This window comes from Mycobacterium sp. URHD0025 (assembly GCF_000426065.1).
Lineage (GTDB): Bacteria > Actinomycetota > Actinomycetes > Mycobacteriales > Mycobacteriaceae > Mycobacterium.
Map to the genome: position 1 here is coordinate 260,908 of NZ_AUEQ01000011.1, position 21,756 is coordinate 282,663.

Here is a 21,756-nt window from a genome sequence, read left to right on the forward strand (position 1 = left end):
CGGGGCGCCACATTGACCGCCAAAACCGAGACTGGCATCACGCGTTGTCATATATTGGGCCGGCGTGTGTTCGCGACGGCCGGCATTCCCGCTGCGGCAGCTCCGGACACCATCGCGGAATGTCAAGGGGGACATCGGTAATGGTGAACAGTGCGCGCTGCCCGGAGAACGCCGGACGGATACCGCTGCGGTACGGCCTCTCGGTCTTGGCCATCGGTATCGGAATCGCGGCTGCCAGTGCGCATCCAGTGGCATGGGCCGATCCCGGCACCACCGGCTCGTCGGCCTCGCCAGGCCACTCGTCGAGCCACTCGGGCACGGCGGCCGGCCACGGGCCCAAGAAGCCGGCCGACCGGCGCGGCACCCGGCCGAACCGAACGTCGCCGGCAGCGAGAACCGCCGACCCGTCGTCGTCGAAGAACGACGACACCTCGTCATCGACACGGCCGGATCGGACAGCGCCGCAGCAGGACTCGATCGCCGACATCGTTCGCGGAAAGCTGCGCGGAATCAAGCCGCCGGACCCGGTCCGGGCCACCGACATGCCTGCGGCGAAGCCCGACGCCTCACCGAGCACAACGAAGCGCTTCGCGGTCCTCGCGCCGCCGGCATCAACCGTCCGGCAGGAAATCCGCACCGCGATGTCGCGGGCGACGCCGAGCAAGGCTGCGCTGCCCGAAATCACCGCGGTTCTCCCCGCTTCCCCGAAGGCCACCGCGCATACGGCCCTGCCGGTCGCGAAAGTCGCCGCGGTAACCACCACGACCGAGACCACTCCCAATCCCCCGGAGCCGCTGTCGCCGATCGCCAAGATCGCCGAACTGCCGGGCCGCATCGTCAACACGGTGCTGCAGGTGCTGGACATCACCGTCTCCGCCGACGGCCCCGACAGCCCGCTCAACTTCGCGCCGATCAACGACGCGGTGTTCGCGGCGTTCCGCGAGATCGAAGGCCAGCTGGGACTGACCAAAACCCCTGCGGCGCAGCCGGTGCCACCGACGATGATCTACCACGGGCCCACCGCCGGCAAGACACCGACGGTGTCGCAGTTCCTCAACGCCGCGAGCGCGGAGTACGTGTACGGCGGCACCCCCGGCGACCTGAAGCCGTTCGTGGTCGACGGCAGGCAGATGGAATCCACCAACGTGCTGTCGGGGATGTCCGCCAAGGCATGGGTGACGCCCGAAGGCCAGGTGATCATCGCCTACCAGGGCACGACGGGCGGAACCAACCTGCTGCACAATCCGCTGATCGCGGTGTCCCAGGTGATCGCCGATACGCAGGTGATCTTCACCGACACCACGCCGCAGGCCTTCACCGACTCGCTGGACTTCGAGCAGGACGTCGAGGCCGCCGCCATCGCACAGGGCTACCGCAAGGAAGACATCTTCCTCACCGGGCACTCACTGGGCGGGTGGGAGGCGTCCTATGTCGCTCAGCAAACGGGCTTGGGCGGCATCGCATTTGAGAGCCCCGGGCTCAACTCCACAGTCCCGGGCAACGGCGCCGACTCCGGGTTCGTCAACGTCCTCACCTACGGCGACACCGCCGCCTATTTCTCGACCGATCTGCCCGGACTGCAGCCGTTCATGCCGGAGTACGTGCCAGGCGGAGGCAGCAAGCCGCACTACGGATCGATCGTGATGATCGGCAATCCCGATGCCGCCATACCGCTGATGAACTCGACGGCACTGCTGAGCACCGGACCGATCGGAGGCGCCATCTTCGTCGCCGACATCCTGGTCAACTTCCTGCAGTACCACCTGCCCGGGATCCAGGCCTATCACCTGGGTGTCAACCCTGACCCCGGCGTGGTGCCGTGGTTGGGGAACGCATCGGGACCGGTCAACGCCGACTACGCCGACATGACGATTCCGGAACTGCAGAAGGCCGCGTCGGACGCGGGGACCCTGATCAAGCCGTGAATGATCAGACCGCAGTGGAAGTCTGAGCGGACTCCCGCTGAATCTGTTCCGCGGCTTCTTGTTTGATCCGATCGAACTGTGCGGCCATGGCCTCGGACAAAGCGGTTGCCGCGGACAGGGGCCGCACCATCACCATGAAGTCGTCGATCTTGCCGTCGTCATCGTGGTGCAGGAAGTCGCATCCGGTGATCTTCTTGCCGTCGACCGTGGCCTCGAACACCAACGCATGATCGTGCCCGCCGGCATCGGCGATCTCGCGGATGTACCGGAAATCCTCGAACACCCGCATGACCCCACGCAGGATCGCCGCGGTGATCGGCTTGCCGGGATACGGCTTGAACGCCACCGGGCTGGTGAACACGACATCGTCGGCCAGCAGCGCCTCGATCGCGGCCTCGTCACGCGCTTCCACTGCCTCCCGGAACGGATGCATATGACACCTCCATCATTCGGTACATCGCTGGCGCCGATGCTAGGCGCCGGGCCATTTGATAGTCAACATTTTGAATAATCACTTCGCTGCTAGCATCGGCTCATGGCGCTACGCGACGCAGTCCTGGCCGCGCTGCTCGACGGCGAAGCATCGGGCTATGACCTGGCCAAAGGCTTCGATGCGTCGGTCGCGAACTTCTGGATGGCCACACCTCAGCAGCTCTACCGCGAACTGGATCGCATGGCCGCAGAGGGCCTCATCGCCGCCCGGCTCATCGAACAGGACCGGCGCCCCAACAAACGGCTCTACTCACTGACCGACCAGGGCAGGCAGGCCCTGCTCGAGTACACCGCGCTCCCGCCGAAACCCGGAGCGATTCGCGAGGACCTGCTGGTCCAGGTCCAAGCGGTCGACACCGGCAACATCGAGGCGGTCCGCGACGCGCTCGCCGAGCGCCGGCAGTGGGCCGCCGCCAAACTCGCGCGCTACCACCGTGTTCAGAGCCACCTGCTGGCCGGACGCACCGAAGAGGTGTACCTGGCCGAGGCCGAGCGCATCGGCCCCTATCTGACGCTGCTGCGCGGAATCCGGTTCGAGGAAGAGAACATCGCCTGGGCCGGGCAGGCACTCGCGGCCATCGAACAGCGACTGGCGGCGGCGGACCGACCCCGTGGATGACAGTCTTTGGTGGCGCCGCGGACCCCAACAGGCAACGCCTACCGATGTGGATTGCCGCGGCGACCAGACGTTACTGTGCTTTCGTCGGCTTCAGCGAACAAGCCGACCGGAAAGTTGAGCGAATTCATGACCGCAGCACCAGACGCCTCGGAGCTCGAAGCCCGCGTCGGCCACTACTACGAGGTGGACGGCCGCTATTTGGTCGGCCGCGAGAAGGTACGCGAATACGCCCGTGCCGTGCAGGACTACCACCCCGCACACTGGGACGTCGACGCCGCCGCGAAGCTGGGCTACTCCGGACTGGTCGCGCCACTGACCTTCACGTCGACCCCGGCCATGGCGGCCAACCGCCACCTCTTCGAGTCGATCGTCGTCGGTTATGACACCTACCTGCAGACCGAAGAGGTCTTCGAGCAGCACCGCCCGATCGTGGCCGGTGACGAACTGCATGTCGACGTCGAACTGTCGTCGGTGCGCCGGATCGCCGGCCGCGACATGATCACCGTCACCAACACCTTCACCGATACCGCCGGGGAGGTGGTGCACACGCTGCACACCACCGTCGTCGGTGTCACCGCCGAGGATCTCAACCCGGAGATCAAGACGGCGGTGCAGCGGGCGATGATGCACGACGTCGACCTCTTCGCGATCAACGACGACGAGTACCAGAAGACCGTGCGCCCCGAAGGCGAGGTCCGCATCGCCCAGGCCGGGATGACCCGCACCCCGGGGACACCGTCCTTCGATGACGTGAAGGCGGGCGACGAGCTGGGGGTACACCACACCCGGCTGTCCCGCGGTGACCTGGTGAACTACGCCGGCGTGGCAGGCGACGCCAACCCGATTCACTGGGACGAGGACATCGCCAAACTGGCCGGGCTGCCGGACGTGATCGCCCACGGCATGCTGACCATGGGTCTGGGTGCCGGATTCGTCTCCACCTGGACCGGTGATCCAGGGGCCGTGACCCGGTATGCGGTGCGGCTGTCCCAGCCGGCCATCGTGTCGGCCAAGGAGGGCGCCGACATCGAGTTCAGCGGCAAGATCAAATCACTGGACCCCGAGACCCGAAGCGGCGTCATCGTCGTCTCCGCGAAGGCCGGCGGCAAGAAGATCTTCGGGCTGGCCACGATGAACGTCCGCTTCAGCTGACCCCGCTTCGCGGCCCTGTCAGGTTCCTGTGAGCACCGTCGAGCGCCACCGAGATTACTTAGATCAGGTAGCGTTTCAGGGGTTGCGCACGCACTGAGCTGAGGAGCCGCCGGATGAATCTCGGTCCGTGGGGCGATCTGACGATCTTGGCCGCTGTACTCGAGATCGTCTTCGCCACAGGCGTATTCGTGTACATCGGCCGGATGGAGCGACGGACGTCGCATCCGCTGGGCGAGAAGGTGGGCGCCCACAAGGCGGTGCTGGCCAAACTCCGCAAACGCGAGCCGCTGTCACAAGACGAAGTGGATTACGCGACCGAATTGGTTTCCGACGCTCGGTCACCGCTCGCCTACGCCATCCCCGCGGCCCTGTTCACCATGGGCTTCTTCTACGTGGTCGGCTGCCTGTTCATGCTCCACCTCGACGGCGGCCATCCCTCGTTCCGGACGTTCATCGGCGGAATCCCGATGCTGACGTCGATGAACATGGCCGCACAGCTGCGCCGGGTGGCGCGGTTGAAGCGGAACCTGCAAGAAGTTCCGGTCACCGAACCGGCGGTTTAGCCGGGACCCGATTGCCGCGGCGATCCGGCGACCGGGTCGCCGTCCTCCCAGAGCATCAGCTGCCGAACCGATGCACGTGATCCGTACGGCTGCAGCATCTGGCTGGCGGGGCGGGGACGGATCCGCAGCGGCCACCAGAACCAGCGCCCGAGCAGTCTGGCGATCGCCGGCGTCATGAACGAGCGCACGATCAGCGTGTCGAACAACAGACCGAGCGCGATCGTGGTTCCGATCTGCCCGAGAATCCGCAGATCGGCGAACACGAACGACGCCATCGTGGCCGCGAACACCACGCCTGCCGATGTGACCACCGCGCCGGAACCCGCCATGGCCCGGATGATGCCGGTGTTCACTCCGGCGCCGATCTCCTCTTTGAACCGGGAGACCAGCAGCAAGTTGTAGTCCGACCCGACCGCCAACAGCAGAATGACGGCCAGCGCCAACACGATCCAGTACAACTGGATGCCGAGAAGCTCCTGCCAGATGAGGACCGAAAGCCCGAACGAGGCGCCCAGTGAGAGGGCCACGGTACCCACGATCACGGCTGCCGCGACGATGCTCCGGGTGATGAACATCATCACCAGCAAGATCAGGCTCAGCGCTGCGATGCCCGCGATCATCAGATCGTATTTCGCGCCGTCCTGGATGTCCTTGTAGGTGGCCGCCGTACCGGCGAGGTAGATCTTGGACCCCGCCAGCGGGGTGCCCTTGACCGCTCCCTGTGCGGCGTGCCGGATCGCATCGATATGCGAAATACCTTCGGGCGTAGCGGGATCACCATCGTGAGTGATGATCATGCGGGCAGCCTTGCCGTCCGGTGACAGGAAGAGCTTCAGGCCGCGCAGGAACTCCGGATTGGTGAACGCCTCGGGCGGAAGGTAGAAGGAGTCATCGGTTTTCGACGCGTCGTACGCCTGCCCGAGGGCGGTGGCGTTCTTCAGCGCCGCCGCCGTCTGGTCGTTGATACCCGAGGTGGTGGCGTAGTTGGTCAGCGTCAGGTCGCGATTGGCCTGCTGGCTGGCGATCTGCGGCGGAATCAACGCGAGTAGTTTCGGCTGCAGCGCATCGAGTTTGGAGATACTGCCGGAGACGCTTGCCAGCTGATCGGTCAGCGCGTCGATGCCGTCGAGCGCGTCGAACACCGACCGTAGCGCCGCACACATCGGGATGTCGAAACAGTGTGGCTCCCAATAGAAATAGTTACGCAGCGGGCGGAACTGGTCGTCGAAATCGGCGATCTTGTCGCGCAGGTTCTGCGCGGTGGCCACCGTCTGCTGGAACGCCTTGGCCTGCTCATCGGTGATGGCGCCCGACTGTTGCTGAAGCGCGTACTGCTGGCGCAGCACGTCGATCGAATTGTTGATCACGTCAACCTGTTTGAGCAGGTCGGCCCCGCGAGCCTGCTGAAACGGCAGATTGTTGATCTGCGACGCGCTGCCCGCGCTGATCTGGAACGGTATCGACGTGTGGTCCAGCGGGGTGCCCAGTGGCCTGGTGATGGACTGCACCTGAGCGATGCCGTCGGTGTGGAAGACAGCCTTGGCGACCCGCTCCAACAGGATCATGTCCGTGGGATTGCGCAGATCATGATCGGCTTCGACCATCAGCAGTTCCGGATTCAGCCGTGCCTGCGAGAAATGGCGCTCGGCGGCGGTGTAACCGACATTGGCCGGGGCACCCGCGGGCATGTAGGGCCGGGCGTCGTAGCTCGTGCTGTATCTCGGCAGGGCGAGCAAACCGATGAGGGCGATCCCGATCGTCACCACCAGGATGGGGCCCGGCCAGCGCACGATCGCGGTGCCTATCCGCCGCCAGCCCTGGGTACGCATCGGGCGGGCCGGCTCGAACAGGCCGAAGTGGCGGCCGATGACCAGCAGTGCCGGCGCCAGCGTCAACGCCGCGACCACAGCGACCAGGACTCCGATGCCGGCCGGGACACCGAGGCTCTGGAAGTACGGGAGCCGGGTGAAAGTCAGACACAGCACCGCGCCGGCGATCGTCAGGCCAGAGCCCAAGATGATGTGCGCGGTTCCGCGGTACATCGTGTTGAAGGCGGAGATGCGGTCTTCGCCCGCATATCGCGCTTCGTGAAAGCGCCCGAGGATGAAGATCGCATAGTCCGTGCCTGCGGCGATCACGAGCAGCGTCAGCAGGTTGGTCGAATACGTCGACAGCTCGATGATGCCGGCGTTCGCGAGCACGGCGACGACACCGCGCGACGCGGTCAACTCGATCATCACCGTGAAAATCACCAGAATCGCCGTCGTGACGCGACGGTAGAGCGACAACAGCATCACCAGGATCACCCCGATGGTGATCAGGGTGGTTTTCAGCGTGCCGTGACGGCCCACCTCGAACTGATCGGTGACCAACGGCGCGGCACCGGTGACATAGGCCCTGACCCCCGGTGGCGGCGGAGTGTTCTCGACGATGTTGCGCACCGAATCGACGGATTCGTTGGCCAACGACTCACCCTGATTGCCTGCGAGATACACCTGGACCAGGGCCGCCTTGCCGTCGGCACTCTGTGACCCCGCGGCCGTCAGCGGATCTCCCCAGAAATCCTGGATGTGCTGGACATGCACGGTGTCCTGCCGGAGCTTCTGGACCAACCCGTCGTAGTAGTGGTGGGCGTCGGCACCCAGCGGCTGATCGCCCTCCAGAACGATCATCGCCGAACTGTCGGAGTCGAATTCGTCGAACACCTTGCCGATTCGCTTGGCGGCCTGCAACGACGGGGCGTCGTGGGGGCTCAACGACACGTTGTGCGATTCGGCGACGGTCTCCAGCTGCGGCACGAAGACGTTGGTCACGACCGCCAGGCCCAGCCAGAACAGCGCGATGAGTACCGAGAACCGCCGGATCAGATCCGGAACCCGGTGTTGTGGGGAGGTCTTGGTGCTCATCCTGACTTGTCCAGGCAGTAGGTGAAGGCGTTCACGTTGTTCGCTGTTCTCTCGTCCTTGACCACGTCGTCGATCGTGATCCGGCAGCCGATCGAGTTGCTGTCGCCCTGAGCGGAGACGTTCACCGCGACCGCCGGTTGGGTGGTGGTCGTGTCGTAGGACCAGGGCAGCGTGACGGCATCGGCCCGCTGTGGTTGCGCGTCGACGTCCAGGTAGGTGATGGTCGCGACCGTGCCAGGCGGGCCGAAGACCTCAAGGACCACGTGTTTGGGGTTGAACGGAACGATCTCGTTCGCGCTGCCACTCGGTGTCGACGTCACGTCACGCGAGGCGAAGACGCCGTGCAGCCGATACACGGTGAATCCGGCCAGCACGACGACGGCGACCGCCACCAGAAGCATCCAGCGTTGGCCCAGACGACGGCCGATCGAAACCCGCTGCATCCGTGAACCTCTCATGGGCGGCGACAGGCGCTGACATTACTGAATTCCTATAGGACGGCTAATCAACCAGGTTGACGTTATGGCACCTGGCCGCGCGCCACAACCCGTGCGTAGCTGGGAGATTGCTGTGTGCCGAGTCAATCCGGCCGGCTACCGAAGCCGCGACCGCAGGACGCTCACGCCATCGCCCGACAGGGCGTCGAACGCCACGGTGCGGCCGCACACGGCCAGCATCAGCGCGACGCCCGGACCGGCGATGACCTGGCCCTCACCCCACGTTCGGCCCGTGTCCTCGTCGAGCAGTGCGAGACCGCGCAGGCGACGCTGCGGAAAGAAACCGAATTGCCGCGGGCTGGTGAGGAAATCGAGCACCCACGCCACCTGTTGCGGATCCGGCCGGTGCGCAAGGCCCAGCGGAATGCGGATATCGGCACCGTGTACCAACACATCGGTCAGGCCCGACAGCGGACCGGTGACGGGCGGGCTCAATCGGTAGTCGGCGCGGCTGCGCAAAGTCTCGGCGATCTCGGCCGCCGAGGCTCGCGCGCGCCGCCGGGCCAGCGCGTCGATGCCACGGTTCATGCCGCCGTGGCGAATGCCACTGGCCAGAAATCCCCAGAACCCGTCGACGAAATCGCTGACCAGATGGGCCGCAACGGTTTTGACGTCCCACCCGGCACAAAGACTCGGCGTGCCCAGTTGGTCGGTGTCGAGGCCCGCGATCAGGGTCGCGATCGACCGGCGACCGTCGGCCACCGCCGCGAACACCCGTTCGCGTTCCTCAGGGCTCAACCGCACGGCGCTGCCCACTCAGCCGGGGACTCCGGCCTTCATCGACGCCAACGCATCGGTGCTCAGCCGGGCGAGTTCGTCGGCCTCGGCCGGTTCGAGAGCCGCCGTGAAGATCTCGGTCATCCGCCGGTTGGTGGCCGCCTCGATCTCGGCGTAGCGGTCCCGCTTGTCCGCACCGTCGGCGAACGGTTCGGGCCAGCCGAACATCGTGGTGTACTGATGACCCTTGTTGAGCATGTGCGCCTCGACCGGGGCGATGCCCGAGATGGTGAGCGCGTTGAAGTGCACCCCGGCACGCAGTTCGCGCAGCACGAACATCACCTGCAACGCCCGGGCAGGGGCATCGTCGGCCAACGGCATCGCGCGCCAGCCTGCGAACAACGGCAGCCCCGCGATCGGCGACGCCGAGATGACCTTCTCCCCCAGCGCCGCGATACGGTCCAGCCCCTTGGTGCCCGACAGGTACTTGCGGCCGAACTCCGCGGCCTGTGCCCAATACTGTTGTGCCGCACCGGCAGCACCGCGGACCGCGACACCTTCGTCCCACATCGCCGCGAGCCCCTTCGGTTCGAACACCGCGAAGACGGCGCCGACAGTGGCTCCGGTGGCCTCGCCCAATACTCCGCCGCGGCCGGCGACATAGTGCGCCAACGGGTTCTCGTAGCCGGCCGCCGTGCTGGCACCGAACGTCTCGGGGTGCAGCATGAAGATGGCGACAGCCTGTTCCATTGCGGTGCCCGTGGCTGCGGCAGCATCCAGCATGTCGGTGTTGCTCATGACGATGACTCCTATCTGGCGAGATCCCACTGGCCGAAATCGGCTGCGAGAACGTCGTTCACATCAACATGGATGCCATCGATCACGAACCCCGGGTCGGACGCGGTGACGACTTCCCTCTGGAACAGCACGGCAGCCGGCTCCCGTTCACCGCGTGACCACGCCTTCGTCTGCCAGGCCCAACGATAACCCGGGCTGGTCGAGGATCCGATGACACCGTCTGCGATCGCCCAGCCACACTGGCGACGGCCACCGTAGATTCCGGTTCGCGCCACTCCCAAGACCGCGTTGATGCCCCGAAACCACTGGACCGCCTTGGCTTTCCAGGTCGAGGCATCGATATCCTCGTCGACGCTGAAGAAGATCGGCGCTGTCGCCGGGCCGCCCGCAGCGGTGTGCAGCCCCAACGCCGTCCGGGCGTCGGCCACTCCTCCGTCGTAGCCGCGGGTGAAGTCCGACGGTGTCGGCCATCCGGGCTTGCCGAACTGGTAGCAGCTGACGATCTGAAGACCGGCGGCCCGCAGGCGGTCGGCGTAGTCACGGGTGACCGGTTTGAAGTCGAAGGTTGCCCCCGGCCGCAATTCGGAGACGTACACCAACGCACCACCGAAGCCTGCCGTCTTGATCTGCTCGGGCTGGACCAGGCGGTCGGCGAAATCGACGAGTTGCAGCCCGTCGGCAGCGGCCGTCGGCGCACTCATCGTGGCTGCCAGGGCGCCTGGCAGCGCCAATGCCGGGCCGAACAGCGCTGCATACCTGAGGACTTCACGCCGCGAAGCGGATCGCGTCACGGACCGAAGCGTATCCGCGGTTGGCTTGGATTGGTATCGCTTTCGGGCCATGCCGCCGTGGTTCAATGTGCGCGTGACGGATGCGGACCGGTCCGTGCTCGATGACGACGCGTGGGCAGCGATCAGGGAAGTCGTCGGCCGGGCCAAGAAGTCGACCATGCACTGCGCAATCGCTTCGACCGACTCTGACGGCGGACCTCACATCACACCGGTCGGGACGATATTCCTCCGCGAGGATTACACCGGCTTCTATTTCGACGAGTACACCAGTGCCCTGGCCCGCAACGTCGATCACGACCCAAGGGTGTGCGTGATGGCAGTCGACAGTGGGCGCCTGTTCTGGCTTCGCTCACTTCTGGCGGGGCGTTTCATCGCGCCGCCCGCTGTGCGGTTATACGGCACAGTCGGGGCCCTGCGACCCGCAACGTCGTCCGAGCTCGTGCAGGTTCGGCAGAGCGTCCGCACGACGCAATGGTCGAAGGGAGGCAAGATGCTGTGGTCCGGTTTCAGCCGAGTACGCGATATCACCTTCACCGGGTTTCGGCCGGTGCGTTACCCCGTCATGATGGGTCGTCTCTGGCCGGGTGTTTCCTGACGCCGGATCGCCGGAGGTTCGCTCAGGCCGCCGAACCCGCTCGGACCAGTGTGTCGATGTCGGGCAGTGGCAGCTGACAGATGCGGTGCGCTTCGTCCGCGGGCATCCCGAGCATCTTGAGGACGTGCTCGGTGACGGCGTCGGCTGCTTCGGCATCGTCACGGCCGGGTTCGTCGTGGAGTAGCTGGCCCAAACCGAGCAGCGCTCCGCCTACGACTGCCATCGCCAGCGTCAGATCCTGAACGTGGAAACGCCCCGCGTCGATGCCCGCGCTGACGTCGCGGCGGGCCCGCGGCGCCACACCCTTGTCGGAGGACAGCAGAGCCAGCCCGCTGGACAACAGCACCTTGCTCTCCTGCGGACGCCGGCGGAACAACCTTCCGGTCAAGCGGAAGCTGCACGCGAACGCCTCCGCCGGATCGTCCAGCGACTTGGTCAGTTCGTCGAGTAACGCACCGTGGGTGTCGAGCACCTCGGCCAGTGCTGCGTCGAACAACTGCTCCTTGCTGTCGAAATGGTTGTAGAACGACCCCATCCCGACGTCGGCCGCCTGGGTGATCTCGAGGACCGGGACATTGAGTTTGCCCGCCGCGATGAAGGACATGGCAGCCGAGATCAATGCCGCCCGGGTGCGCTGCTTGCGCCGCGACGAGCGATTGCGCGGCTGCTCCTGCTCATCCGCGGGTTGCCCGGCGTGTGTCATCGGCATGCCCCTTCTGCTTCCCCGTGATCGTCAAGAATATCGCGATCCTCATGGTTGAGGAATTCGTCAGAAATGCTTGACTGAGGATAACCTCGTATGTGACGATTTCGTCAGTTGTTGACGGATGGGGGCGTGGTGACAGAAACCGTTGGTGCTCATCAAGGGCTGCACAGCGAGCACGGCGCCATCGCGGGCGAGCATCTGGGCCGGTGCCGCAATCCGGTCATCAAGGTCCATGACATCGCCTGGCTGGAGTTCGAGAAGCCCGACCTCGTCCGCGCCGAGGCCTTCGCACACGCCTTCGGGTTCGCCACCGTGATACGCACCGAAGACCGGTTACAGTTCCGCGGCACCGATGCCGCCGCGCCGTGCCTGGTCGTGCGCAAGGGGCGGCGCTCGCGGTTCACCGGTGTCGCGTTCGTCGCACAGGACGAGGTCGACGTGCTGCGCCTGGCCGATGCACTCGGGGCGCCGACCCGGCCCTTACCCGAGAGCATGGGCGGACTCGGCGTCGACCTCGTCGACCCCAGCGGTGTCCCGGTGCGCGTGGTCGCGGGCATTCACACCTTGCCGCCACTGCCACCCCAGCCCCCGCACACGCTGAACTTCGGTCGAGAACTGCCGCGCATCAATGAAACTCAGCGGCCGGCGCGGATCCCGGCCAGGGTCCAGCGGCTGGGCCACATCGTGCTGCAGAGCACCCGGTACATCGAGGCGCTGAACTGGTATCTGGACAACCTCGGCATGATCGTCAGCGACTTCCTGTATTTCCCCGGCCAACGCGACCAGGGTCCGACGATGAGTTTCATCCGGTGCGACCGCGGTGGCACTCCCACCGACCATCACACCCTGGCCATCGCTCTCGGGCCCCGCAACCGCTACGTGCACTCCGCGTACCAGGTGGCCGACCTCGACGCGCTGGCCGCCGGGGGCGAATACCTGCGCGAGCATGGCTACCAGCGATCGTGGGGTATCGGCCGCCACATCCAGGGCAGCCAGATCTTCGACTACTGGCGCGATCCGGACGGCTTCCTCGTCGAGCACTTCACCGACGGCGACATGTTCGACAACACACTCGAACCCGGCTGGGCCGCGTTCACCGCGTCCGGCCTCGCGCAGTGGGGACCGCCGGTGACCAAAGACTTCCTCGGCATTGCACCCGGCCGCGAGTCGCTCGACGAACTCCGCTCGATGCTGGCCGCGGTCCGGGACCCGGACAACGAATTCACCCTGACCCGCCTCGGCGGCCTCCTGAAAGTAGCCGGCTCATGACCACGACCGTCCTGCGCACCGCCGACGCCTGGTACGTCCAGACCGACACCGGCGCGGTGAAGATCGACACCGCCGCGACCACCACCGGCGAGTTGCTGGGCGACCGCGCCGCGATCGACACCGCCTGCCGCGGCACCGGTGGTGTCGCGGTCGAATCCCTTGCGCTCGTGTCACCGGTGACCGCGCCGTGCCGCGTCGTGGCCCAGATGACCAACTTCGTCTCGCACGTCAAAGACTCCGGCATGGACCCCGCGACCGTCCCATTGACGTTCTTCCGCAAGGCATCCGGCTCGATCAACGGACCGACGGCGGACATCGTCAAACCGTCGCACGTCCGCTTCATGGACTACGAAGTGGAGATCGGCCTGGTCATCGGCAAGGAACTCGCCGTCGGCACCGCGGTCACCGAGGCGGACCTCGCCGAGTACATCGCCGGGCTCGTCGTCACCAACGACATCTCCGCCCGCGACGTCCAATTGCCGAAAACCCAGTTCTACGAAGCCAAGTCGTATCCCACGTTCACTCCCGTGGGCCCGGCCCTGGTGCTGCTCGACGCCGGCGAGCTACAGCGCTTCGGCGAGCTGCGTCTGCAGCTGAGCGTCAACGGGGAAGTGCGCCAGAACTCTACGGTCTCGGGCGACATGATCTACCGGCCGCTGCGCGCACTGCAGGAGCTCGCCCGCTTCCAGCGGATGGACGCCGGCGACCTACTGCTCACCGGCACACCTGCCGGTACGGCGCTCACCGCTCCTCCGAAGCCCATCGAGATCATCGGGTCGCTGTTGCCGCCCGCGGTGAAGTGGAAGGCCTTCTTCAAGAGCCAGTCGAAGAACGCCAAATACCTGCGGGAGGGTGACGTCGTCGAAGCCAGTGTCGCCACCGACGACAAGACGATCGACCTCGGCACTCAACGCTCCGTGGTGCGATACGCGTGATCGCCGTTCCCGACCGCTCCACGGTGGTCATCATCGGCGCCGGCCCCACGGGCGTCACCGTCGCCACGCTGCTGGCCCAGTACGGTGTCGACTCGCTGATCCTCGACCGCTGGGCGCAGGTGTACCCGCAACCACGGGCGGTCCACATGGACGACGAGATCGTCCGCATCTTCGCGCGCCTGGGTATCGCAGACCAGGTTGCCGCGATCTCGCGACCGGCGCTGGGCCTGCGCCTGCTGGACGACTCGATGAACGTGCTCGCGGAGTTCACCCGCGACACCGGGCTGAGCCGCAACGGATTTCCCCAAGCCAACATGTTCGACCAACCCGAACTCGAGGCTCTCCTGCGCGCCAACCTCAAGCGGCACCCGAGCGCCGAGTTGCGGGGCAACGCCGAGGTCACCGACATCGCCGAGAACGGTGCGGGGCACGTCCGCGTCACCTACACAGACCGCGTCCGCGGGACCGAACACGCCGTCGACGCCGAGTACGTCCTGGGATGCGACGGCGCCAACAGCCTCATCCGCACCCGAATCGGCTGCCGCATGGACGATCTCGGATTCGAGCAGCGCTGGCTGGTGATCGATGTCGCGACAGCTACCGACCTGCACCAGTGGGAAGGTGTCCACCAGGTGTGCGACCCGGTCCGGGCGGGCACCTTCATGCGGATCGGTGAAACGCGGTACCGATGGGAGTTCCGGCTCCTGGACGGCGAGACCAGTGCAGCGTTCAACACCCTGGACAGGGTGCGGCCGCTGATCGAACCCTGGGTACAGCACGCGGCCGCCGATGACCTGCATCTGGTACGGGTGACGGAGTACACGTTCCGCGCCCAACTGGCCGACAACTGGCGGCGAGGGCGCGTCTTCCTCCTCGGCGACGCCGCCCACCTCACACCACCGTTCATCGGACAAGGCCTGGGTGCCGGCGTGCGCGATGCGATGAATCTGGCCTGGAAACTCGCCGGCGTCCTCAACGGCACCCTGGGCGAGGAGGTCTTGGACACCTATGAGCAAGAGCGAAAGCCACACGCGCGTCAGCTGATCCGGCTGGCGCTCGGTGTCGGCCACGCGATGACGGCGGGCGGCAATCTGGGCAACCTCGTCCGGCGAATCATCCTCCCGCAGTTGCACCGGTTGCCCGGCCTGCATGCCAGGGTCCTCGACAGCGAAACTCCGGGACTGCGCCGATCCCGGCTCATTCTCACGTCCCGCGCACCGGGGAATCTCGCGGGCACGCTGTGTCCGAATCCGATGGTCGCCGAAGGCCGCCGGCTCGACGACATCCTCGGGGCCGGCTTCGCGATCCTCACCACCACAGCGCCCAGCCCGCGGCAGCAGGCGCTGATCGCGCAGCGCGGAGCCGTCCTCCACGTCGCCGCACCTGGTACCGAACTGGCCCGATGGCTGCGCCGCGGCCACGCGACAGCTGCGATCGTCCGACCCGACCGGACCGTCATGAAGGCAGCACGAGACATCGACGCACTGTGCACCGTGCTGCCCACATTCCCTCGCGTTGCCCCGACTCAGCCCACCGGCAGAATGAGGCCCGGCCGATGACCAAGACGCACAGCGGTATTCCCGCATACCGTCAAGACCTCTACAGCACCGAAGCCATCGTCGACCCATATCCCCACTACGCCCGGTTGCGCGAACTCGGCTCCGTGGTCTGGTTGCCGCGGCAACGGGCCTACGCACTGCCCCGCTACACCGAATGCAAGGCCGTTCTTCGCGACGACCGGACATTCATCTCGGGCAAGGGCGTCGCCCTCAACCCGTTCATCAACCGGCTCTCCAGGGGAACGACCCTCAACAGCGACGGCGGTGAACACGACGAACGCCGCAAGCTCGTCGCGCACCGGATGCTGCCGCGCGCCCTGCGGGCAATCAGCGGCAGTGTCGACGCACAAGCCGCATCCGTGGTCGACGCCGCGCTGGCCACCGGGGAGATCGACGGCGTTGCCGACCTCGCGACGGCGTTGCCCATGGCGGTGGTGCCCGATCTCGTCGGCTGGCCACGCGACCAACGAGACCACCTGTTGCCGTGGGCCGGAGCCACGTTCGACGTCCTCGGGCCCTTCAACAAGCACGCACTCAGAGCCATGCCCGGCGCGATGCAGATGCTGCGCTTCGCACGCAAGGTTGTCCGCAAACGGGCCATGCTCGAAGGCAGTCTGGGTCATGACGTGCTCCTCGCCGCCGACGGCGGCAAGCTCTCGCATGCCGAATGCCCGCCGCTGATGGTCGACTACATCGCGCCGTCGCTGGACACCACCATCAGTGCCATCTCGAACGCGCTCTACCTGTTCGGCGCCCATCCGGGCCAGTGGCAGCTCCTTCGTGACGACCCGACGTTGATACCCAACGCGGTCAACGAGGTGATCCGATTCGAATCGCCGCTGCGGGCCTTTTCACGGAAAGTTCTGCACGACACCGAAATCACGGGGACTTCGGTCTTCGCAGGCGCCCGCGTGCTCGTTCTCTACGCCTCCGCCAACCGCGACGAACGTGAATGGGACGACCCCGAGACCTTCGACATCCGGCGCGACGCGACCCGTCACCTCGGATTCGGACAGGGCGCCCATGCCTGCGCCGGCCAAAGCCTGGCACGCCTTGAGACGAGCGCGATGCTGCGCGCGCTCATCGAGCGGGTGGAACGGATCGAGCTGACCGGCACCCCGACCTGGGCAATCAACAACATCATTCGCCGCCACAAGCGGCTGCCGCTGAGGCTTCATCGCGCCTCGACCGGCGGTCGGTAACCCCTGGCCGGTTGACCTGCGGATGAGCACAGTCGGCGAAACCGGCGCGGATCGAAGTCAGATGAACCAGAATGGCTAGTCGCAGCTAACTGCCGCAGCTAACTAAGGACACCTGGCAGGACCACCGTGGCACGAGACGTGATCGCCGTCGACACGACGCTCGATCACCCATGCGCCGATATCTGGCCCCTCCTCGCGGCACCGGAGCTGTACCCACGGTTCTTTCGCGGCCTCGGCTCGTGCGAGCACGCTGCCGCCGACCCGCACCTGTTCGAGGTGTGGTTGTCGACCTCCCGCGGCACCGTCGTCGTCCACGAGATGCGCCAGACGGTTCGCCTCTCGGGCACGGAACTGCGCCTCGACGCGACCCAGACCGGTCGCTGTTTCGCCTCGATCCGGCTGACCCCTGAAGGACGCGGCGCGCGGATCGCACTGAGGATCTTCGCGGTCGGTACGTTGCACCCCGACATCGCAAAAGCCGGTGACAACGCCGTCGAGAGCTGGATCCGCGAAGGGCTGCAGCGGATCTCGGACTACCTCGCCGGCGAGCCGTCCGCCCAACTGGCCAACATGGGTGACGGGCGCTCTCTGCAACTCAACGTCTTGAAGACCATGATCACCAGCGGCGTGGTCCGCGCGTCTCGACCCGATCGCGGTCTTCGCCAACTCAATTCACTCGCCAAATGGGGATTCACGCTGGCCGGCGGCCTCACCGCGGCCGCCGCGCGCGCACCTCGTACCACCGCGTCGATCGACGGCAACGGAACCTCGACCTACGCCGAAATGGCCGACCGCACCACCCGCTTGGCAGCCGGCCTCACCGTGATCGGCTTCGGCAGCGACAGCACCTTCGCGGTGCTGGCCCGGAACCATTCGGCGATGGTCGAGTGCATGGTGGCGGCGAGCAAGTTGGGCGCGGACCTGGTGCTGCTCAACACCGGTCTCGCCGCCCGTGCGATCGAAGAGATCGTCAACCGCCACAAGATCGACGCCATATTCGTGGACAACGGCTTCGAGCCCGAGGTGCGCTACGTCGCCGCGGACATCCCGCGGATCTCGATACACCCCAATTCGGCCACGCCGCAGCGGCGCTCGATGGAGGAGCTCATTTCCACCGGCACCGGCGCCGCACCGGTGGCGCCACCGAAACAACCCGGCAAGCTGGTCGCTCTCACCTCGGGCACCACCGGCACACCCAAAGGCGCGCGACGGCCCACGCCACCCGGCTTCGGCGCCATCGCCGCGATGTTGTCGCGCATGCCGCTGCGGCACGGTGAAGTGATGCTGCTCTGCGCGCCGCTGTTCCACACCTGGGGCCTGGCCGCACTGCAAGTGAGCACCCCGCTGCTCGCGACCGTGGTGCTGATGGAACGGTTCGACGCCGAAGAAACCCTCAAGGCCATCGAGCGCCACCGCTGCACCGTGGTGATCCTGGTTCCGGTGGTGTTGCAGCGCATTCTCGAGTTGCCCGCCGCGGTGATCGACCGATACGACACCTCGTCGCTGAAGGTGGTCGCCAGCAGCGGGTCACCGATTCCGGGCGCAGCCGTCGCCAAATTCATCGAGATCTTCGGCGACGTTCTCTACAACTTCTACGGTTCCACCGAGGTGTCCTGGGCGACGATCGCCGATCCCACCGACCTGCGCGTCGCCCCGACCACGGCGGGACGGCCGCCCCTGGGTACCCGCATCGCCATCCTCGATGAGCGTGGCCACATCGCTCCCGTCGGCGCCGTCGGACGCATCTTCGTCGGCAACGACATGCTGTTCGACGGCTACACCAATGAGAAATCGCCCGCCGTCGAAGACCGGCTGATGGACACCGGCGATCTCGGGTACCTCGACGGCAGCGGGCGTCTCTTCGTCGCCGGACGCGACGACGACATGATCATCTCCGGCGGCGAGAACGTTTTCCCGCGGCCGGTCGAAGAAGCCATCGCCGTGCTGCCCCAGGTCGCCGACGTGGCAGTGGTCGGTGTTCCGGATGCGGAGTTCGGCCAGCGTCTCGCGGCGTTCGTCGTCCGCGCCGACGGGACGTCGCTCGACGAAGACACCGTCAAGAACTACGTCCGCAACCGCCTGAGCCGCTTCTCGATTCCGCGCGATGTCACGTTCGTCGATCAGCTGCCCCGCACCGCCACGGGCAAGGTCTTGAAACGTCATCTGATCGAGGGCCAGTTTCCGATGGAGATGGGCTGGCCGGGTTAGCCGGGCTTCACTCGAAGGGCACCGGCGGGAGCTTGACCACCTGCGCCGCGTAGCTCAGGCCCGCGCCGTAGCCGATGAGCAACGCCAGATCGCCCGGTTTCGCCTTACCGGTGGACAACAGGTCCTCCACCGCCAGCGGCACCGAGGCAGCCGACGTGTTCCCGGTGCGCTCGATGTCGTCGGCGATCACCGCGTCGGCACGCAGGCCCAGATTCTTCGCCAGCAGCTGATTGATCCGGCTGTTCGCCTGATGCGGGACGAAGACGTCGACGTCCTCCGGCCCCACCTTCGCCGCCTCCAGCGCCCGCAGCCCCACGTTGCCCATCTCGAACGCGGCCCAACGAAACACCGATGTGCCCTCGACCCGCAGGTACGGCCGTGGCCCGGCCGGGTCGGCGGCGAAATCCATCCAGTCGATGTCCTGGCGGATCGCGGTGGCCTGGCGTCCATCGCTGCCCCACACCGTCGGGCCGATCCCTTGATCAGGTGTTTCGCCGACCACCACGGCGCCCGCACCGTCCCCGAAGATGAAGCAGTTGCCACGGTCGTGCATGTCGAGGGCGAGCGACAGTTTCTCCGAACCGATGACCACGACCTTGTGTGCGCTGCCCCCACGGACCATGTCGGCGGCCAGTCCGAGGCCGTACCCGAAGCCGGCGCAGCCCGCGGAAAGGTCGAACGCGGGCACACCGTGTGCACCGAGTTCGCTGGCAACGGCAGGCGCGCAGGCCGGCGTCTGGCGGTAATTCGTGCTTGTCGCGACGATCACCGCATCCACGTCCGGGCCGCTGAGCAGGGCATTGGCCACGGCTCGGCGGCCGGCTTCGACGGCCATGGATGCCGCCGACTCGTCGTCGGCTGCGAATCTGCGGGTCTTGATCCCGGTGCGGGTGTAGATCCACTCGTCAGACGAGTCGATGTGCTCACACACCTCGTCATTGGTGACGATCCGAGACGGGCGGTACGCACCGAGGCTCAGTATCCCGACCTTGGAAATTCCGGCATTCGCCGCTATCTCGGTCATGCCGTCAGACTCTATCTGGAGCGGCTGCTCAGTCGCCTAAAACGTATTGCTACAACGCTGCGACCCGGCCGTTGTCGACCGACCACGACCGGTCGAGCCGGACGTTCTGCAGCATCCGACGATCATGGGTGACCAGCAGCAACGCCCCGTCATAGCTTTCGAGGGCCTGCTCGAGCTGCTCGATCGCGGGAAGATCCAGATGGTTGGTCGGCTCGTCGAGCACCAGCACATTCGTGCCATGCGCCTGCAGCAGTGCCAGGCCGGCACGGGTCCGCTCACCGGGTGACAGATCGTCGACCGCACGTTCCACGTGGTCGGCCCTCAGACCGAACTTCGCCAGCAGGGTCCGCACGTCGGCCGTCGACCACTCCGGCACAAGCCGCTCGAACCGGTCGACGAGTTGTCCGGCACCGGTGAAATCGGCACGGGCCTGGTCGATTTCACCGATGGCGACATTGGCGCCCAGGCTCGCGCGTCCCTCGTCCGGATGCTGACGACCCAGCAGGAGCCGCAGCAACGTCGACTTACCAGCCCCGTTGGGGCCCGTGATCCCGATCCGCTCGCCTGCGTTCACCTGCAGCGACACCGGGCCCAGAACGAAACCACCTTGCCGCACAACGGCATTGTCCAGCGTGGCGACCACCGCGCTGGACCGCGGAGCCGCCGCGATGCTGAACTGCAGGCTCCACTCCTTGCGAGGCTCCTCGACCTCTTCCAGGCGAGCGATCCGGCTCTCCATCTGCCGGACCTTCTGGGCTTGTTTCTCGCTGGACTCGGTTTGCGCGCGGCGCCGGTTCTTGTCGTTGTCGGGTGCCTTGCGCATCGCGTTCCGGACGCCCTGGCTCGACCACTCCCGCTGGGTCCGCGCCCGCGCCACGAGATCGGCCTTCTTGTCGGCGAACTCGTCGTATTCTTCGCGGCGGTGGCGGCGGGCGACTTCCCGCTCTGCCAGATAGCTTTCGTAACCACCGCCGTAGACGGTGGTCCGGTTCTGCGCCAGGTCCAGTTCCAGGACACGGGTCACCGTGCGCGCCAAGAACTCCCGGTCATGACTGACCAGCACCACACCACCGCGGAGGTCACCGACGATGCGCTCCAGCCGGTCCAGCCCGTCGAGGTCCAGATCGTTGGTCGGCTCATCGAGCAGGACGATGTCGAACCGCGACAACATCAGCGCCGCAAGTCCCACCCGCGCGGCCTGCCCACCCGACAGTTCGGTCATCAGGGTCGAATCCGGGCGCACCGCCTGGACGTCGAATCCCAGCTCCGCCAGCACGGCCGGCAACCGCTCGTCGAGGTCCGCGGCACCGGTGGCCAGCCAATGATCCAGCGCGGCGGAGTAGCCGTCGGCATCTGCACCCGGATCCGCCAACGCCTCGGCGGCCGCCTCCATGGCGCGCGTGGCCTCGGTACAGCCGGTTCGCCGCGCGATATATGCCGCGACGGTCTCGCCCGGTACCCGCTCGTGCTCCTGCGGCAGCCACCCGACGAAGCCGTCGACCGGAGCGAGACTGATCACACCCTCGAGCGGCTCGAGATCCCCGGCGAGGATGCGCAACAATGTGCTCTTGCCCGCGCCGTTGGCGCCCACCACACCCACCACATCGCCTGGTCCGACGGTCAGGTCCAGCGCCTCGAACAGGGTGCGGTGGGCGAATCCGCCGGCCACGTTCTTCGCGACAAGCGTTGCGGTCATGGCCTTATGGTCGCACTCCCCGCAATCTCGGCCACCATCGCGAGTTTGTGGCCGGTTTGGCCGTGGCAGTGGCGCCCGGTGTCGGCGACTCAAGGCAGAATG

At 66.4% G+C, this 21,756-nt stretch carries 19 protein-coding genes; 10 read left to right on the forward strand and 9 right to left on the reverse strand.

Annotated elements, in window-relative coordinates:
- Positions 1–140: 140 nt before the first annotated feature.
- Entirely contained in the window at positions 141–1,925 is a 1,785-nt protein-coding gene (locus H977_RS33435; RefSeq protein WP_029109201.1) for a hypothetical protein, read from the forward strand.
- Positions 1,926–1,929: 4 nt separating this feature from the next.
- On the opposite strand, the gene H977_RS0118230 is transcribed toward H977_RS33435, so the two are convergent.
- Positions 1,930–2,358 (reverse strand): nuclear transport factor 2 family protein, encoded by a 429-nt coding sequence (locus tag H977_RS0118230; protein ID WP_029109202.1) that lies wholly within the window; start codon positions 2,356–2,358, stop codon positions 1,930–1,932.
- Between the two features lie 102 nt (positions 2,359–2,460).
- Here H977_RS0118230 and H977_RS0118235 point away from each other — a divergent pair, with 102 nt between their 5' ends.
- From H977_RS0118235 to H977_RS0118245, 3 genes are all read left to right on the forward strand, one after another.
- Positions 2,461–3,036: a PadR family transcriptional regulator gene (locus tag H977_RS0118235; RefSeq protein ID WP_029109203.1), complete on the forward strand. Its 576-nt coding sequence runs from the start codon at positions 2,461–2,463 to the stop codon at positions 3,034–3,036.
- A gap of 126 nt (positions 3,037–3,162) precedes the next feature.
- Positions 3,163–4,188, forward strand: coding sequence for a fused (3R)-hydroxyacyl-ACP dehydratase subunits HadA/HadB (locus tag H977_RS0118240; protein WP_029109204.1), 1,026 nt, complete (start codon positions 3,163–3,165; stop codon positions 4,186–4,188).
- Between the two features lie 113 nt (positions 4,189–4,301).
- The gene (locus H977_RS0118245; RefSeq protein ID WP_029109205.1) at positions 4,302–4,751 is read left to right on the forward strand and encodes a hypothetical protein; all 450 of its coding nucleotides are present in this window, start codon (positions 4,302–4,304) and stop codon (positions 4,749–4,751) included.
- On the opposite strand, the gene H977_RS0118250 is transcribed toward H977_RS0118245, so the two are convergent.
- From H977_RS0118250 to H977_RS0118270, 5 genes are all read right to left on the reverse strand, one after another.
- Positions 4,748–7,657: an MMPL/RND family transporter gene (locus H977_RS0118250; RefSeq protein ID WP_029109206.1), complete on the reverse strand. Its 2,910-nt coding sequence runs from the start codon at positions 7,655–7,657 to the stop codon at positions 4,748–4,750. The genes H977_RS0118245 and H977_RS0118250 overlap by 4 nt on opposite strands.
- Positions 7,654–8,100 carry an MmpS family transport accessory protein gene (locus H977_RS0118255; RefSeq protein WP_029109207.1) on the reverse strand — a complete coding sequence of 149 codons (447 nt, stop codon included), beginning with the start codon at positions 8,098–8,100 and terminating at the stop codon, positions 7,654–7,656. Before H977_RS0118255 ends, H977_RS0118250 begins: the two co-directional genes overlap by 4 nt.
- 150 nt (positions 8,101–8,250) lie before the next feature.
- Positions 8,251–8,898 carry a maleylpyruvate isomerase family mycothiol-dependent enzyme gene (locus H977_RS0118260; RefSeq protein ID WP_029109208.1) on the reverse strand — a complete coding sequence of 216 codons (648 nt, stop codon included), beginning with the start codon at positions 8,896–8,898 and terminating at the stop codon, positions 8,251–8,253.
- Positions 8,899–8,910: 12 nt separating this feature from the next.
- On the reverse strand, positions 8,911–9,669 hold the full coding sequence (locus H977_RS0118265; protein ID WP_029109209.1) for an SCO6745 family protein: 759 nt from the start codon (positions 9,667–9,669) through the stop codon (positions 8,911–8,913).
- An 11-nt stretch (positions 9,670–9,680) separates the two neighbouring features.
- Positions 9,681–10,370, reverse strand: a complete 690-nt coding sequence (locus tag H977_RS0118270) for a DUF1906 domain-containing protein (protein ID WP_231396000.1) — start codon at positions 10,368–10,370, stop codon at positions 9,681–9,683.
- A gap of 163 nt (positions 10,371–10,533) precedes the next feature.
- On the opposite strand from H977_RS0118270, the gene H977_RS0118275 reads away from it, so the two are divergent.
- Positions 10,534–11,055: a pyridoxamine 5'-phosphate oxidase family protein gene (locus H977_RS0118275; protein ID WP_231395993.1), complete on the forward strand. Its 522-nt coding sequence runs from the start codon at positions 10,534–10,536 to the stop codon at positions 11,053–11,055.
- Between the two features lie 22 nt (positions 11,056–11,077).
- On the opposite strand, the gene H977_RS0118280 is transcribed toward H977_RS0118275, so the two are convergent.
- A complete protein-coding gene (locus tag H977_RS0118280) occupies positions 11,078–11,764 on the reverse strand; it encodes a TetR/AcrR family transcriptional regulator (RefSeq protein WP_502691182.1) in 687 nt (228 codons plus the stop codon).
- Between the two features lie 129 nt (positions 11,765–11,893).
- Here H977_RS0118280 and H977_RS0118285 point away from each other — a divergent pair, with 129 nt between their 5' ends.
- From H977_RS0118285 to H977_RS0118305, 5 genes are all read left to right on the forward strand, one after another.
- On the forward strand, positions 11,894–13,030 hold the full coding sequence (locus H977_RS0118285; RefSeq protein WP_029109213.1) for a VOC family protein: 1,137 nt from the start codon (positions 11,894–11,896) through the stop codon (positions 13,028–13,030).
- Positions 13,027–13,965, forward strand: coding sequence for a fumarylacetoacetate hydrolase family protein (locus H977_RS0118290; RefSeq protein ID WP_029109214.1), 939 nt, complete (start codon positions 13,027–13,029; stop codon positions 13,963–13,965). The genes H977_RS0118285 and H977_RS0118290 overlap by 4 nt, the downstream gene beginning before the upstream one ends.
- Positions 13,965–15,524, forward strand: coding sequence for a bifunctional 3-(3-hydroxy-phenyl)propionate/3-hydroxycinnamic acid hydroxylase MhpA (gene mhpA, locus H977_RS33440; RefSeq protein WP_051288941.1), 1,560 nt, complete (start codon positions 13,965–13,967; stop codon positions 15,522–15,524). Before H977_RS0118290 ends, mhpA begins: the two co-directional genes overlap by 1 nt.
- Complete coding sequence (locus H977_RS0118300; protein ID WP_029109215.1) at positions 15,521–16,726, forward strand: cytochrome P450; 1,206 nt, start codon at positions 15,521–15,523, stop codon at positions 16,724–16,726. Before mhpA ends, H977_RS0118300 begins: the two co-directional genes overlap by 4 nt.
- A gap of 126 nt (positions 16,727–16,852) precedes the next feature.
- Entirely contained in the window at positions 16,853–18,934 is a 2,082-nt protein-coding gene (locus H977_RS0118305) for an AMP-binding protein (RefSeq protein ID WP_029109216.1), read from the forward strand.
- A gap of 7 nt (positions 18,935–18,941) precedes the next feature.
- Here the strand turns inward: H977_RS0118305 and H977_RS0118310 are convergent, their stop codons facing one another.
- Positions 18,942–19,958 carry a beta-ketoacyl-ACP synthase III gene (locus H977_RS0118310; protein ID WP_029109217.1) on the reverse strand — a complete coding sequence of 339 codons (1,017 nt, stop codon included), beginning with the start codon at positions 19,956–19,958 and terminating at the stop codon, positions 18,942–18,944.
- A gap of 49 nt (positions 19,959–20,007) precedes the next feature.
- Positions 20,008–21,654: an ABC-F family ATP-binding cassette domain-containing protein gene (locus H977_RS0118315; protein WP_029109218.1), complete on the reverse strand. Its 1,647-nt coding sequence runs from the start codon at positions 21,652–21,654 to the stop codon at positions 20,008–20,010.
- Positions 21,655–21,756: the final 102 nt, after the last annotated feature.

Coding starts and splice junctions, on each gene's coding strand:
- H977_RS33435 (WP_029109201.1), top strand. CDS start 141: ATGGTGAACAGTGCGCGCTGCCCGGAGAACGCCGGACGGATACCGCTG.
- H977_RS0118230 (WP_029109202.1), bottom strand. CDS start 2,358: ATGCATCCGTTCCGGGAGGCAGTGGAAGCGCGTGACGAGGCCGCGATC.
- H977_RS0118235 (WP_029109203.1), top strand. CDS start 2,461: ATGGCGCTACGCGACGCAGTCCTGGCCGCGCTGCTCGACGGCGAAGCA.
- H977_RS0118240 (WP_029109204.1), top strand. CDS start 3,163: ATGACCGCAGCACCAGACGCCTCGGAGCTCGAAGCCCGCGTCGGCCAC.
- H977_RS0118245 (WP_029109205.1), top strand. CDS start 4,302: ATGAATCTCGGTCCGTGGGGCGATCTGACGATCTTGGCCGCTGTACTC.
- H977_RS0118250 (WP_029109206.1), bottom strand. CDS start 7,657: ATGAGCACCAAGACCTCCCCACAACACCGGGTTCCGGATCTGATCCGG.
- H977_RS0118255 (WP_029109207.1), bottom strand. CDS start 8,100: ATGCAGCGGGTTTCGATCGGCCGTCGTCTGGGCCAACGCTGGATGCTT.
- H977_RS0118265 (WP_029109209.1), bottom strand. CDS start 9,669: ATGAGCAACACCGACATGCTGGATGCTGCCGCAGCCACGGGCACCGCA.
- H977_RS0118270 (WP_231396000.1), bottom strand. CDS start 10,370: ATGAGTGCGCCGACGGCCGCTGCCGACGGGCTGCAACTCGTCGATTTC.
- H977_RS0118280 (WP_502691182.1), bottom strand. CDS start 11,764: ATGCCGATGACACACGCCGGGCAACCCGCGGATGAGCAGGAGCAGCCG.
- H977_RS0118290 (WP_029109214.1), top strand. CDS start 13,027: ATGACCACGACCGTCCTGCGCACCGCCGACGCCTGGTACGTCCAGACC.
- H977_RS0118300 (WP_029109215.1), top strand. CDS start 15,521: ATGACCAAGACGCACAGCGGTATTCCCGCATACCGTCAAGACCTCTAC.
- H977_RS0118310 (WP_029109217.1), bottom strand. CDS start 19,958: ATGACCGAGATAGCGGCGAATGCCGGAATTTCCAAGGTCGGGATACTG.
- H977_RS0118315 (WP_029109218.1), bottom strand. CDS start 21,654: ATGACCGCAACGCTTGTCGCGAAGAACGTGGCCGGCGGATTCGCCCAC.